We start from the raw sequence: 13,982 nt of genomic DNA, 5'->3' as shown, positions 1-13,982 counted from the left end.
GACTAGGTCTTTGCCTCTTTTTGTTTTTAAAGGATGTGTAAGAAGGTTTTACAGTAAAAGAAAATAAAAAATCTAGAAAGAAAATATGAAAGACAGAATAAAAGAATATTTACAAGATAAGGGAAAGGTAACTGTCAATGACTTGGCTCAGGCTTTGGAAAAAGACGGTTCCAAGGATTTTCGTGAGTTGATTAAAACCTTGTCCCTAATGGAAAGAAAGCACCAGATACGCTTTGAAGAAGATGGAACTTTGACTTTGGAAGTCAAGAAAAAACATGAGATTACTCTCAAGGGGATTTTTCATGCCCATAAAAATGGCTTTGGTTTTGTCAGCTTAGAAGGCGAAGAGGACGACCTTTTTGTAGGAAAAAACGATGTCAACTATGCTATTGATGGTGATACCGTTGAGGTCGTCATCAAGAAAGTCGCTGACCGCAACAAGGGAACAGCAGCCGAAGCCAAAATTATTGATATCTTAGAACACAGTTTGACAACAGTTGTCGGCCAAATCGTTCTAGATCAGGAAAAACCTAAGTATGCGGGTTACATCCGTTCGAAAAACCAGAAAATCAGTCAACCGATTTATGTTAAGAAACCAGCTCTAAAACTAGAGGGAACAGAAGTTCTCAAGGTCTTTATCGACAAATACCCGAGTAAGAAACATGATTTCTTTGTAGCGAGTGTCCTCGATGTGGTTGGGCATTCAACGGATGTCGGAATTGATGTTCTTGAGGTTTTGGAGTCTATGGACATTGTATCTGAGTTTCCAGAAGTTGTTGTCAAGGAAGCAGAAAGTGTGCCTGATTCTCCGTCTCAAAAGGATATGGAAGGTCGTCTGGATCTAAGAGATGAGATTACCTTTACCATTGATGGTGCTGATGCCAAGGACTTGGACGATGCGGTGCATATCAAGGCCTTGAAAAATGGAAATCTGGAGCTTGGTGTTCACATCGCAGATGTTTCCTACTATGTGACCGAGAGTTCTGCCCTTGACAAGGAAGCCCTTAACCGCGCGACTTCAGTCTATGTAACAGACCGTGTGGTCCCAATGCTTCCAGAACGATTGTCAAATGGAATCTGCTCTCTCAATCCCCAAGTTGACCGTCTGACCCAGTCTGCCATTATGGAGATTGATAAACATGGTCGTGTAGTCAACTACACCATCACACAAACGGTTATCAAGACTAGCTTCAGGATGACCTACAGTGATGTCAATGATATCCTAGCTGGAGACAAGGAAAAGAGACAAGAATATCAGAAAATTGTTCCAAGTATTGAACTTATGGCTAAGCTCCATGAAACTCTAGAAAACATGCGTGTGAAACGTGGAGCACTCAATTTTGATACCAATGAAGCGAAGATTTTAGTGGATAAACAGGGTAAGCCTGTTGATATCGTTCTTCGTCAGCGTGGCATTGCCGAGCGCATGGTTGAGTCCTTTATGTTGATTGCCAACGAAACAGTTGCAGAACACTTTAGCAAGCTGGATCTACCTTTTATCTATCGGATTCACGAGGAGCCTAAAGCTGAAAAGGTTCAGAAGTTTATTGATTATGCTTCAAGTTTCGGTTTGCGCATTTATGGGACTGCCAGTGAGATTAGCCAGGAGGCCCTCCAAGACATCATGCGTGCTGTTGAGGGGGAACCTTATGCAGATGTATTGTCCATGATGCTTCTGCGCTCCATGCAGCAGGCTCGCTATTCGGAGCACAATCACGGCCACTATGGATTAGCAGCAGATTACTATACTCACTTTACCAGTCCGATTCGCCGTTATCCAGACCTTCTTGTTCACCGTATGATTCGTGATTACGGCCATTCTAAGGAAATAGCAGAGCATTTTGAACAAGTGATTCCAGAGATTGCGACCCAGTCTTCCAACCGTGAGCGTCGTGCCATTGAGGCTGAGCGTGAAGTCGAAGCCATGAAAAAGGCTGAGTACATGGAAGAATACGTGGGTGAAGAGTACGATGCAGTTGTATCAAGTATTGTCAAATTCGGTCTCTTTGTCGAATTGCCAAACACAGTTGAAGGCTTGATTCATATCACAAATCTACCTGAATTTTATCATTTCAATGAGCGTGATTTGACTCTTCGTGGGGAGAAATCGGGTACAACCTTCCGTGTAGGTCAGCAAATCCGTATCCGAGTTGAAAGAGCCGACAAGATGACGGGTGAAATTGACTTCTCTTACATCCCAAGTGAGTTTGATGTAATTGAAAAAGGCTTGAAACAGTCTAGTCGTAGTGACAGAGGGCGTGGTTCAAGTCGTCGTTCAGATAAGAAGGAAGACCAGAGAAAATCAGGACGCTCAAATGATAAGCGTAAGCATTCACAAAAAGACAAGAAGAAAAAAGGAAAGAAACCTTTTTATAAGGAAGTAGCTAAGAAAGGAGCTAAGCATGGTAAAGGGCGAGGGAAAGGTCGTCGCACAAAATAAAAAGGCGCGTCACGACTATACAATCGTAGATACGCTAGAGGCAGGGATGGTCCTGACTGGAACTGAAATCAAGAGTGTACGAGCAGCTCGAATCAATCTCAAGGATGGCTTTGCTCAAGTGAAAAATGGAGAAGTCTGGCTGAGCAATGTCCATATCGCTCCTTACGAAGAGGGCAATATCTGGAACCAAGAACCAGAACGTCGTCGTAAACTCCTGCTCCATAAGAAACAAATCCAAAAATTAGAACAAGAGACTAAAGGGACAGGAATGACCCTGGTTCCTCTTAAAGTCTATATCAAAGATGGTTATGCCAAGCTCCTTTTAGGTTTAGCTAAAGGGAAGCATGACTATGATAAACGGGAGTCAATCAAACGTCGTGAGCAGAATCGCGATATTGCGCGTGTTATGAAAGCTGTTAATCAGCGATAAAAAGAGGAAATGAAAATGGAAAAACTAGTTGCCTATAAACGTATGCCTTTGTGGACTAAAGAAACCATGCCAGAGGCTGTTCAGCAAAAGCACAATACAAAAGTTGGAACTTGGGGGAAAATTACTGTCTTGAAGGGAGCTCTCAAGTTTATTGAATTGACAGAAGATGGTGAGGTTTTAGCTGAGCACATCTTTGAAGCAGGAGCCGACAATCCCATGGCACAACCACAAGCCTGGCACCGAGTGGAGGCTGTAACAGACGATGTGGAATGGTATTTGGAGTTTTATTGTAAACCTGAGGATTATTTCCCTAAAAAATACAATACCAATAAGGTTCATTCAGAGGTCCTAGAGGCTATGCAGACAGTAAAACCAGGGAAAGCCTTGGATTTGGGCTGTGGTCAGGGCCGTAACGCACTCTTTCTAGCCCAGCAAGGTTTTGATGTGACAGCTGTGGATCAAAATGAATTATCTCTTGAAATCTTGCAAAGCATTGTAGAGCAGGAAGACCTAGATATGCCTGTTGGTCTTTACGATATCAATTCAGCCAGTATTGGGAAAGAATATGATTTTATCGTTTCAACAGTTGTTCTCATGTTTCTACAAGCGGACCGCATTCCAGCTATTATTCAAAATATGCAGGAGAAAACCAGTGTTGGTGGTTACAATCTTATCGTTTGTGCTATGGACACGGAGGATTATCCTTGCTCTGTGAACTTCCCATTCACCTTTAAAGAAGGAGAATTGGCAGACTATTACAAGGACTGGGAATTGGTTAAGTACAATGAAAATCCTGGCCATCTTCACCGTCGCGATGAGAATGGCAATCGTATTCAACTACGCTTTGCGACCATGCTAGCTAAGAAAATCAAATAAACATGAATGAAGATTAGGAATTTTCCTGATCTTTTTTCTTTTTTACGAATAATATAGAAAAGGAGGGAAATCATGTTTGTTGCGAGAGATTCTAGGGGAGAATTGGTAAATGTGTTAGAGGATAAGCTTGAGAAGCAAGCATACACCTGCCCAGCTTGTGGAGGTCAGCTCCGTTTGCGTCAAGGACCAAGTGTCCGGATCCATTTTGCCCACAAAACCTTAAAAGACTGTGATTTTTCCTCTGAAAATGAAAGTCCAGAACATCTGGAAAATAAGGAAGTCCTTTATCACTGGTTGAAAAAAGAGGCCGAGGTGCAATTAGAATACCTGCTTCCAGAGCTTAAACAGATTGCGGATGTATTTGTAAATGGCAATCTAGCTTTAGAGGTTCAATGTAGTCCCTTGCCTCAAAAAGTTCTTAAAGAGCGTAGCGAGGGCTATCGTAGTCAGGGTTACCAAGTACTGTGGTTGCTGGGAAAAAAACTGTGGCTCAAGGAGCGTTTGACTCGTCTACAACAAGGTTTTCTCTATTTCAGTCAAAACATGGGCTTTTATGTTTGGGAATTAGACAGTGAAAAACAAGTTTTAAGACTCAAATACCTGATTCACCAAGATCTCCGAGGTAAACTCCATTATCAGATTAAGGAATTTCCCTATGGTCACGGTAGTTTACTGGAGATATTACGTTTTCCCTATAAGAAACAAAAAATATCTCATTTTACAGTTTCTCAGGACAAGGACATCTGTCGTTATATCCGGCAACAACTGTACTATCAAAATCCCATTTGGATGAAAGAACAAGCAGAAGCCTATAAAAAGGGAGAAAATCTCCTGACTTATGGGCTAAAAGAATGGTATCCACAAATTCGACCACTAGTAGGTGATTTTTGCCAAATTGAGCAAGATTTGATTCGCTATTATCTGTATTTTCAAACCTATTATCAAGAAAATCCTCAAAATGATTGGCAAATGCTCTATCCACCAGCCTTTTATCAGCAATATTTCTTAAAAAATATGGTAGAATAGAAAGGATGGAGGAATCTAATGGTATTACAAAGACATGAAATAAATGAAAAAGATACATGGGATCTATCAACGATCTACCCAACTGACCAGGCTTGGGAAGAAGCCTTAAAAGAGTTAACAGAAAAATTGGAGACAGTAGCCCAGTATGAAGGCCATCTCTTGGATAGTGCGGATAGCCTACTAGAAATTACTGAATTTTCTCTTGAAATGGAACGCCAAATGGAGAAGCTTTACGTTTATGCTCATATGAAAAATGACCAGGACACACGTGAAGCCAAGTACCAAGAGTACTATGCCAAGGCCATGACTCTCTATAGCCAGCTAGACCAAGCCTTTTCATTCTATGAACCTGAATTTATGGAAATCAGTGAAAAGCAGTATGCTGACTTTTTAGAAGCTCAGCCAAAATTGCAGGTTTATCAACACTATTTTGATAAGCTTTTGCAAGGCAAGGATCACGTTCTTTCACAACGTGAAGAAGAATTATTAGCTGGAGCTGGTGAAATCTTTGGTTCGGCAAGTGAAACCTTCGCTATCTTGGACAATGCGGATATTGTGTTCCCTTATGTCCTAGACGATGATGGTAAGGAAATTCAGCTATCTCATGGAACTTACACACGTTTGATGGAGTCTAAAAATCGTGAGGTTCGCCGTGGTGCTTATCAAGCTCTTTATGCGACTTATGAGCAATTTCAACATACCTATGCCAAAACCTTGCAAACCAATGTTAAGGTCCAAAACTATCGTGCCAAAGTTCGCAACTACAAGAGTGCTCGTCATGCAGCCCTAGCGGCTAATTTTGTTCCAGAAAGTGTTTATGACAATTTGGTAGCAGCAGTTCGCAAGCATTTGCCACTCTTGCATCGTTACCTTGAGCTTCGTTCAAAAATCTTGGGAATTTCAGACCTCAAGATGTACGATGTCTACACACCGCTTTCATCTGTTGAATATAGCTTTACCTACCAAGAAGCTTTGAAAAAAGCAGAAGATGCCTTGGCAGTCTTGGGTGAGGATTACTTGAGCCGTGTTAAACGTGCCTTTAGCGAGCGTTGGATTGATGTTTACGAAAACCAAGGCAAGCGTTCAGGGGCTTACTCTGGTGGTTCTTACGATACAAATGCCTTTATGCTTCTCAACTGGCAGGACAATCTAGACAATCTCTTTACTCTTGTCCATGAGACTGGTCACAGTATGCACTCAAGCTATACTCGTGAAACGCAGCCATATGTTTACGGAGATTATTCTATCTTCTTGGCTGAGATTGCATCAACTACCAATGAAAATATCTTGACGGAGAAATTATTGGAAGAAGTGGAAGACGACGCAACGCGCTTTGCTATTCTCAATAACTTCCTAGACGGTTTCCGTGGAACAGTTTTCCGCCAAACTCAATTTGCTGAGTTTGAACACGCGATTCACCAAGCGGATCAAAATGGTGAAGTCTTGACAAGTGATTTCCTAAATAAACTCTACGCAGACTTGAACCAAGAGTATTATGGTTTGAGTAAGGTAGACAATCCTGAAATCCAATACGAGTGGGCTCGCATTCCACACTTCTACTATAACTATTATGTCTATCAATATTCAACAGGATTTGCAGCAGCTTCAGCTCTGGCTGAAAAAATTGTCCATGGTAGTCAAGAAGACCGTGACCGCTATATCGACTACCTCAAGGCAGGTAAGTCTGACTATCCACTTAATGTCATGAGAAAAGCTGGTGTTGATATGGAGAAGGAAGACTATCTCAACGATGCCTTTGCAGTCTTTGAACGTCGTTTGAATGAGTTTGAAGCCCTTGTTGAAAAATTGGGATTGGCATAAGATGGTTGAATCGTATAGTAAAAATGCCAACCATAACATGCGTCGCCCTGTCGTCAAGGAAGAAATTGTGGACTTGATGCGTCAGCGCCAAAAGAAAGTCACAGGATCTTTGAAAGAATTGGAAGACTTTGCCCGCAAGGAAAATATTCCCATTATTCCCCATGAAACGGTAGCTTATTTCCGTTTTCTCATGGAAACCATACAACCTAAAAACATTCTGGAAATTGGGACGGCTATCGGTTTTTCAGCCCTCTTGATGGCGGAACATGCACCAAATGCCAAGATTACAACCATTGACCGCAATCCAGAGATGATTGGATTTGCCAAGAAAAATTTCGCCCAGTTTGACAGTCGCAAGCAAATTACGCTCCTAGAAGGAGATGCGGTAGATGTCTTATCTACCTTGACAGAGTCGTATGATTTCGTCTTTATGGATTCTGCCAAGTCTAAATACATCGTCTTTCTGCCAGAAATCTTCAAACATTTGGACGTTGGAGGTGTGGTTGTCTTGGATGATATTTTCCAAGGTGGTGATGTTGCCAAGGATATTATGGAAGTCCGTCGTGGCCAGCGAACTATTTACAGAGGACTTCAAAGACTATTTGATGTAACCTTAGACAATCCAGGCCTCACCGCAACATTAGTACCTCTGGGTGACGGCATCCTCATGCTTCGTAAAAATGTAGCAGATGTTCAATTGCCTGACAGCGAATGATTTTCAGAAAAATTTAAGAAAATATAGTAAAATAGATAGGGTAACACTTATCTCAAAGGAGTAGACATGAAGAAAAAACTATTGGCAGGTGCCATTACACTATTATCAGTAGCAACTTTAGCAGCTTGTTCGAAAGGTTCAGAAGGGGCAGATCTTATCAGCATGAAAGGGGATGTCATCACAGAACATCAATTTTATGAGCAAGTGAAAAGCAATCCTTCAGCTCAACAAGTATTGTTGAACATGACCATCCAAAAAGTATTTGAGAAGCAATATGGCTCAGAAGTAGATGACAAAGAAGTCAACGATACTATTGCCGAAGAAGAGAAACAATATGGTGAGAACTACCAACGTGTCTTATCGCAAGCAGGAATGACTCTTGAAACACGTAAAGCTCAAATTCGTACAAGTAAATTGGTTGAGTTGGCAGTTAAGAAAGCAGCAGAAGCTGAATTGACAGATGATGCTTACAAGAAGGCCTTTGACGAATACACTCCTGATGTGACTGCTCAAATTATCCGTTTGGACAATGAAGACAAAGCTAAAGAAATTCTTGAAAAAGCTAAAGCTAGTGATGCAGACTTTGCTCAATTAGCCAAAGATAATTCAACAGATGAGAAAACTAAAGCGAATGGTGGAGAAATCACTTTTGATTCTGCTTCAACAGAAGTACCAGAACAAGTTAAAAAAGCTGCTTTTGCTTTAGATGTAAACGGTGTTTCTGATGTGATTAGCGTTACTGGAACACAAGCCTACAGCAGTCAATATTACATTGTTAAACTGATTAAGAAAACAGAAAAATCATCTAATATTGACGATTACAAAGAAAAATTAAAAACTGTTATCTTAACTCAAAAACAAAACGACGCATCATTTGTTCAAAGTATTATCGGAAAAGAATTGCAAGCAGCCAATATCAAGGTTAAAGATCAAGCCTTCCAAAATATCTTCACTCAATACATCGGTGGTGGAGATTCAAGCTCAAGCAGTTCTTCAAAAGAATAAAACAGAAAAGAGCCAAGTGCTCTTTTTCTTATGAGAAAATCTTCTATCTTAAGGGTAAGAGTTTTTTTCTTTCGGAAAAAATGGTATAATAGCAATCAAAACTAGAAAATAAACGGAATTTGGGAATAATTTCTTTTGTTCTCATTAGATTGGTGATACTATGAAGATTAGTAAGAGGCACCTGTTAAACTATTCTATTCTAGTTCCTTACTTACTTTTATCTATTTTGGGTTTGATTGTAGTCTATTCTACAACCAGTGCCATTCTTATCGAAGAAGGTAAAAGTGCCCTCCAATTGGTTCGAAGTCAGGGAATGTTTTGGATATTTAGTTTAATATTGATTGCCTTGATATATAAGCTGAAACTGAATTTTTTAAGAAAAGAACGACTTTTATTTATTGTTATGTTTGTTGAGCTGATTCTCTTAGCTCTGGCTCGCTTAATTGGTACGCCAGTCAATGGAGCCTATGGTTGGATTTCAGTAGGACCTTTGACCATTCAGCCAGCGGAGTATTTGAAGATTATCATCGTCTGGTACTTGGCCCAACGTTTTTCAAAACAACAGGATGAAATTGGTATTTACGATTTTCAAGTTTTAACTCAAAATCAATGGATTCCTCGAGCTTTTAATGATTGGCGTTTTGTCCTCTTGGTAATGATAGGAAGTTTGGCTATTTTCCCAGATTTGGGGAATGCTACAATCCTAGCGCTGGTCGCCTTGATTATGTATACAGTTAGTGGGATTGCTCATCGTTGGTTTATAGTCTTTATCGGTGTATTGTTTGGAGTTTCAGCCCTATCCTTATCAGCTATTTCTATGATTGGGGTTGATAAGTTTTCAAAAGTTCCAGTATTTGGTTACGTTGCTAAGCGTTTCAGTGCCTACTTTAATCCCTTTGCTGATTTGGCAGGAGCAGGCCACCAACTTGCAAATTCCTACTTTGCCATGGTAAATGGTGGTTGGTTTGGTCTAGGATTAGGAAATTCAATCGAAAAACGTGGTTATTTACCAGAGGCTCATACAGACTTTGTATTTTCAATTGTCATTGAAGAGTTTGGATTTGTGGGAGCCAGCTTGATTTTAGCCCTTGTCTTTTTCCTGATTTTGCGGATTATCCTAGTCGGTATTCGTGCTAAGAATCCCTTTAATTCCATGATGGCGATTGGGGTTGGGGGGATGATGTTGGTACAGGTCTTTGTCAATATCGGTGGAATTTCTGGTATTATTCCCTCGACAGGAGTAACCTTCCCCTTCTTATCGCAAGGAGGGAACAGTCTCCTAGTCTTGTCTGTAGCCATCGCCTTTGTCTTAAATATTGATGCAAGTGAAAAACGTGCCCAATTATATGAGGAGTTAGAAGCTCACTCATCAAACTATATGTAGAGCTGAGAGTGGAAAGGATTACCTATGTCTCTTCAAAAATTAGAAAACTATAGTAATAAAGCTGTCGTGCAAGAAGAAGTATTGATTTTAACAGAATTGTTAGAAGATATCACTAAAAACATGCTTGCCCCAGAGACTTTTGAAAAAATCATGCAGTTGAAAGAATTGTCAACTCAAGAAGATTATCAAGGTTTGAACCAATTGGTTACGAGTCTGTCAAATGATGAAATGGCTTATATTTCACGCTATTTCTCTATCTTGCCTCTTTTGATTAATATTTCAGAAGACGTGGATTTGGCCTATGAAATTAACCATCAAAATAATATCGATCAAGATTATCTTGGTAAATTATCAGCAACGATCAAAATGGTTGCAGAAAAAGAAAATGCGGTTGAAATTCTAGAACACTTGAATGTTGTCCCTGTTTTGACAGCCCATCCAACACAAGTGCAACGTAAGAGTATGTTGGATTTGACTAACCATATCCATACCCTTTTGCGTAAGTACCGTGATGTGAAATTAGGCTTGATTAATAAGGAAAAATGGCATAATGATCTCCGTCGTTACATTGAGATTATCATGCAGACAGATATGATTCGTGAAAAGAAATTGAAAGTGACCAATGAAATCACGAATGTTATGGAATACTACAATAGTTCATTCCTGAAGGCAGTTCCTCATTTGACTGCTGAGTACAAGCGTCTGGCTAAAAAACACGGCTTGGAGTTGAAACATCCTAAACCAATTACCATGGGAATGTGGATTGGTGGAGACCGTGATGGGAATCCTTTTGTTACAGCAGATACCTTGAAACAATCTGCTATGACCCAGTGTGAAGTCATCATGAATTACTATGATGAAAAGATTTACCAACTTTATCGTGAATTCTCTCTCTCAACTAGTATCGTCAATGTAAGCAAGCAAGTTAGAGAAATGGCTCGTCAATCCAAGGATAACTCGATTTATCGTGAAAAAGAGCTGTATCGTCGTGCCTTGTTTGATATTCAATCAAAAATCCAAGCAACAAAAGCTTATCTGATTGAAGATAAGGAAGTTGGGGCTCGCTATGAAACAGCTAATGATTTTTATAAGGATTTAATTACCATTCGTGATTCCCTCTTGGAAAACAAGGGTGAAGCACTGATTTCTGGTGATTTTGTTGAATTGATTCAGGCAGTTGAAATTTTTGGTTTCTATTTGGCATCTATTGACATGCGTCAAGATTCTAGTGTTCATGAGGCTTGTGTAGCTGAACTCTTGAAATCAGCAGGTATTCATTCTCATTATAGTGAACTAAGTGAAGAAGAAAAATGCCAGCTTCTTTTGAAAGAATTGGAAGAAGATCCACGTATTCTTTCTGCCACTCATGTTGAAAAATCAGAGTTACTCGAAAAAGAATTGGCCATCTTTAAGGCTGCTCGTAAGTTGAAAGATAAGTTGGGAGATGATGTCATTCGTCAGACCATCATTTCACATGCAACCAGCGTATCAGACATGTTGGAATTGGCTATCTTGCTAAAAGAAGTAGGGTTAGTTGATAAAGAAAGAGCCCGTGTCCAAATTGTTCCTCTTTTTGAAACAATTGAGGACTTGGACCACTCAGAAGAAACCATGAGAGAATACCTTTCTCTTCCTCTTGCTAAGAAATGGATTGCTTCACGTAATAACTACCAAGAAATCATGCTTGGTTACTCTGATAGTAATAAAGATGGTGGTTATCTATCATCATGTTGGACCCTCTACAAGGCTCAACAACAATTGACTGCTATTGGAGATGAATTTGGCGTTAAGGTTACCTTCTTCCATGGTCGTGGTGGGACTGTCGGTCGTGGTGGTGGACCAACCTATGAAGCTATCACTTCTCAACCGCTTAAGTCTATCAAGGATCGTATCCGTTTGACGGAGCAGGGTGAAGTAATTGGGAATAAATACGGTAATAAAGACGCAGCTTACTATAATCTTGAAATGTTAGTATCTGCAGCCATTAACCGTATGATTACTCAGAAGAAGAGTGATACCAATACCTCAAATCGTTATGAAGCTATTATGGACCAAGTGGTGGACCGTAGTTACGATATCTACCGTGATTTGGTCTTTGGCAATGACCATTTCTATGATTATTTCTTCGAGTCAAGTCCAATCAAGGCTATTTCAAGCTTTAACATTGGTTCTCGTCCAGCCGCTCGTAAGACTATTACTGAAATCGGTGGTTTGCGAGCTATTCCTTGGGTATTCTCATGGTCGCAAAGTCGCGTCATGTTCCCTGGCTGGTATGGGGTTGGTTCAAGCTTCAAGGAATTTATCGATAAAAATCCAGAGAATATTGCTATCTTACGAGATATGTACCAAAATTGGCCTTTCTTCCAATCGCTTCTTTCAAATGTCGACATGGTCTTGTCAAAATCAAATATGAATATTGCTTTTGAATATGCCAAACTGTGTGAAGATGATCAAGTAAAAGCAATCTATGAGACTATTCTAAATGAATGGCAAGTCACCAAGGAAGTTATCTTGGCTATCGAAGGTTATGATGAACTCTTGGCTGAAAATCCATATCTAAAAGCAAGTTTGGATTACCGTATGCCTTACTTTAATATTCTCAACTATATCCAGTTGGAGTTGATTAAACGTCAACGCCGAGGAGAATTATCAAGCGATCAAGAAAAATTAATCCATACAACCATCAACGGAATTGCAACAGGATTGCGTAATTCAGGCTGATACCTATCAAGCTTCCTCTTTTCTATAGGGGAAGTTTTTGAATAGTTCAAAAAAATGCTAAAAGAGTCTTGACAAGTAGTTGAAAAATGATATAATTTAACCATTCAGAAAAGTAATCATTCAAACTTTTTAGAGAGTCTGTGGTAGCTGAAAACAGATAAGTGATGATGATGAAAATTGGGCTGAATGTTATTTAGAATTTGAAATCATAAAAATTCGGTGAGCACACCTTACAGTGCATCTCGTTATTGCGAGACAGAGCGATAGGGGAATTCCCTATAATTGAGGTGGTACCGCGCATCGACGTCCTCACACAAGTTTTTTGTGTGAGGACTTTTTTGATGGAGGTTAGTATGGAAAGAAAGCGATGGCGTCACTTGTTTATACTCAATGAAAATCAAAAAGCAAACTAGGAAGCTAGCCGCAGGCTGTACTTGAGTACGGCAAGGTGAAGCTGACGTGGTTTGAAGAGATTTTCGAAGAGTATTAGATAAGTGAAGTATTTTAAAGGAATAAAAAGGAGAAATAGAATGAAAAATAAACGTTTAATTGGAATTATCGCTGCCTTAGCAGTCTTAGTAGCAGGAAGCTTGATTTATTCTTCAATGAATAAACCAGAAGCTAAGAATGAGAAGAAAGTTGCCAAAGTTGGTGTTCTTCAGTTTGTGAGCCATCCATCTCTTGATTTGATTTATAAAGGGATCCAAGATGGACTTGCAGAAGAAGGATATAAAGATGATCAAGTTAAAATCGATTTTATGAACTCAGAAGGTGACCAAAGTAAGGTTGCGACAATGAGTAAACAATTGGTTGCAAATGGGAATGACCTTGTGGTTGGTATTGCAACACCAGCTGCTCAAGGTTTGGCTAGTGCCACAAAAGATCTACCGGTTATCATGGCTGCTATTACAGACCCAATTGGTGCTAACTTGGTCAAAGATTTGAAAAAACCAGGTGGCAACATCACAGGGGTATCTGACCACAATCCAGCTCAACAACAAGTTGAACTCATCAAAGCTCTCACACCAAATGTGAAAACAATCGGAGCTCTTTATTCAAGCAGCGAAGACAATTCAAAAACACAGGTCGAAGAATTTAAGGCTTATGCTGAAAAAGCAGGTTTGACAGTGGAAACATTTGCAGTTCCTTCAACAAATGAAATTGCTTCAACAGTTAATGTTATGACTAGCAAGGTCGATGCTATCTGGGTTCCAATCGATAACACCATTGCTTCAGCCTTCTCAACAGTTGTATCAAGCAACCAATCAGCTAAGAAACCAATTTATCCAAGCGCGACTGCCATGGTAGAAGCAGGTGGTTTGGCATCCGTTGTAGTTGACCAACATGACCTTGGTGTGGCAACAGGTAAAATGATTGCTCAAGTTTTGAAAGGTGCAAAACCAGCTGATACTCCAGTCAATGTCTTTTCAACTGGTAAGTCAGTGATTAACAAAAAATTGGCACAAGAATTAGGTATTACGATTCCTGAATCTGTTCTAAAAGAAGCAGGACAAGTGATTGAATAATCTAAAATGGAGGAGTTGGGGACATCTCCTCCAATTTT

The 13,982-nt window shown here is 39.9% G+C and carries 10 protein-coding genes and 1 other annotated feature; all 10 genes read left to right on the top strand.

What is annotated here, in order from left to right; genetic code table 11:
• Positions 1-85: 85 nt before the first annotated feature.
• The 10 genes from rnr (at position 86) to trpX (ending at position 13,944) form a co-directional block, all read left to right on the top strand.
• The gene (gene rnr, locus ACLNCP_RS01390; RefSeq protein ID WP_424843926.1) at positions 86-2,440 is read left to right on the top strand and encodes a ribonuclease R; all 2,355 of its coding nucleotides are present in this window, start codon (positions 86-88) and stop codon (positions 2,438-2,440) included.
• Positions 2,403-2,870 carry an SsrA-binding protein SmpB gene (gene smpB, locus ACLNCP_RS01385; RefSeq protein WP_050074052.1) on the top strand — a complete coding sequence of 156 codons (468 nt, stop codon included), beginning with the start codon at positions 2,403-2,405 and terminating at the stop codon, positions 2,868-2,870. The genes rnr and smpB overlap by 38 nt, the downstream gene beginning before the upstream one ends.
• Before the next feature lie 15 nt (positions 2,871-2,885).
• Positions 2,886-3,746, top strand: coding sequence for an SAM-dependent methyltransferase TehB (gene tehB, locus ACLNCP_RS01380; RefSeq protein WP_424843925.1), 861 nt, complete (start codon positions 2,886-2,888; stop codon positions 3,744-3,746).
• Between the two features lie 72 nt (positions 3,747-3,818).
• Positions 3,819-4,772 carry a competence protein CoiA gene (locus tag ACLNCP_RS01375; protein ID WP_424843924.1) on the top strand — a complete coding sequence of 318 codons (954 nt, stop codon included), beginning with the start codon at positions 3,819-3,821 and terminating at the stop codon, positions 4,770-4,772.
• Positions 4,773-4,790: 18 nt separating this feature from the next.
• Positions 4,791-6,593, top strand: a complete 1,803-nt coding sequence (gene pepF / locus ACLNCP_RS01370; RefSeq protein ID WP_424843923.1) for an oligoendopeptidase F — start codon at positions 4,791-4,793, stop codon at positions 6,591-6,593.
• A 1-nt stretch (position 6,594) separates the two neighbouring features.
• Positions 6,595-7,308, top strand: a complete 714-nt coding sequence (locus tag ACLNCP_RS01365; RefSeq protein WP_150923219.1) for an O-methyltransferase — start codon at positions 6,595-6,597, stop codon at positions 7,306-7,308.
• A gap of 66 nt (positions 7,309-7,374) precedes the next feature.
• A complete protein-coding gene (gene prsA, locus ACLNCP_RS01360; RefSeq protein ID WP_004254642.1) occupies positions 7,375-8,313 on the top strand; it encodes a peptidylprolyl isomerase PrsA in 939 nt (312 codons plus the stop codon).
• 160 nt (positions 8,314-8,473) lie between these two features.
• A complete protein-coding gene (gene ftsW, locus ACLNCP_RS01355; RefSeq protein ID WP_033684998.1) occupies positions 8,474-9,697 on the top strand; it encodes a cell division peptidoglycan polymerase FtsW in 1,224 nt (407 codons plus the stop codon).
• 24 nt (positions 9,698-9,721) lie between these two features.
• Positions 9,722-12,418 carry a phosphoenolpyruvate carboxylase gene (gene ppc / locus ACLNCP_RS01350; protein ID WP_004254632.1) on the top strand — a complete coding sequence of 899 codons (2,697 nt, stop codon included), beginning with the start codon at positions 9,722-9,724 and terminating at the stop codon, positions 12,416-12,418.
• Between the two features lie 96 nt (positions 12,419-12,514).
• Positions 12,515-12,732 (top strand) — a binding site (T-box leader).
• Between the two features lie 216 nt (positions 12,733-12,948).
• The gene (trpX, locus tag ACLNCP_RS01345) at positions 12,949-13,944 is read left to right on the top strand and encodes a tryptophan ABC transporter substrate-binding protein (protein WP_000792150.1); all 996 of its coding nucleotides are present in this window, start codon (positions 12,949-12,951) and stop codon (positions 13,942-13,944) included.
• The last annotated feature ends 38 nt before the right edge of the window (positions 13,945-13,982 follow it).

Source organism: Streptococcus sp. CL6.35, assembly GCF_049737915.1.
GTDB lineage: Bacteria > Bacillota > Bacilli > Lactobacillales > Streptococcaceae > Streptococcus.
The sequence above is the reverse complement of the archived record's forward strand: the minus strand, read 5'-3'. Positions and strand labels throughout refer to the sequence as shown.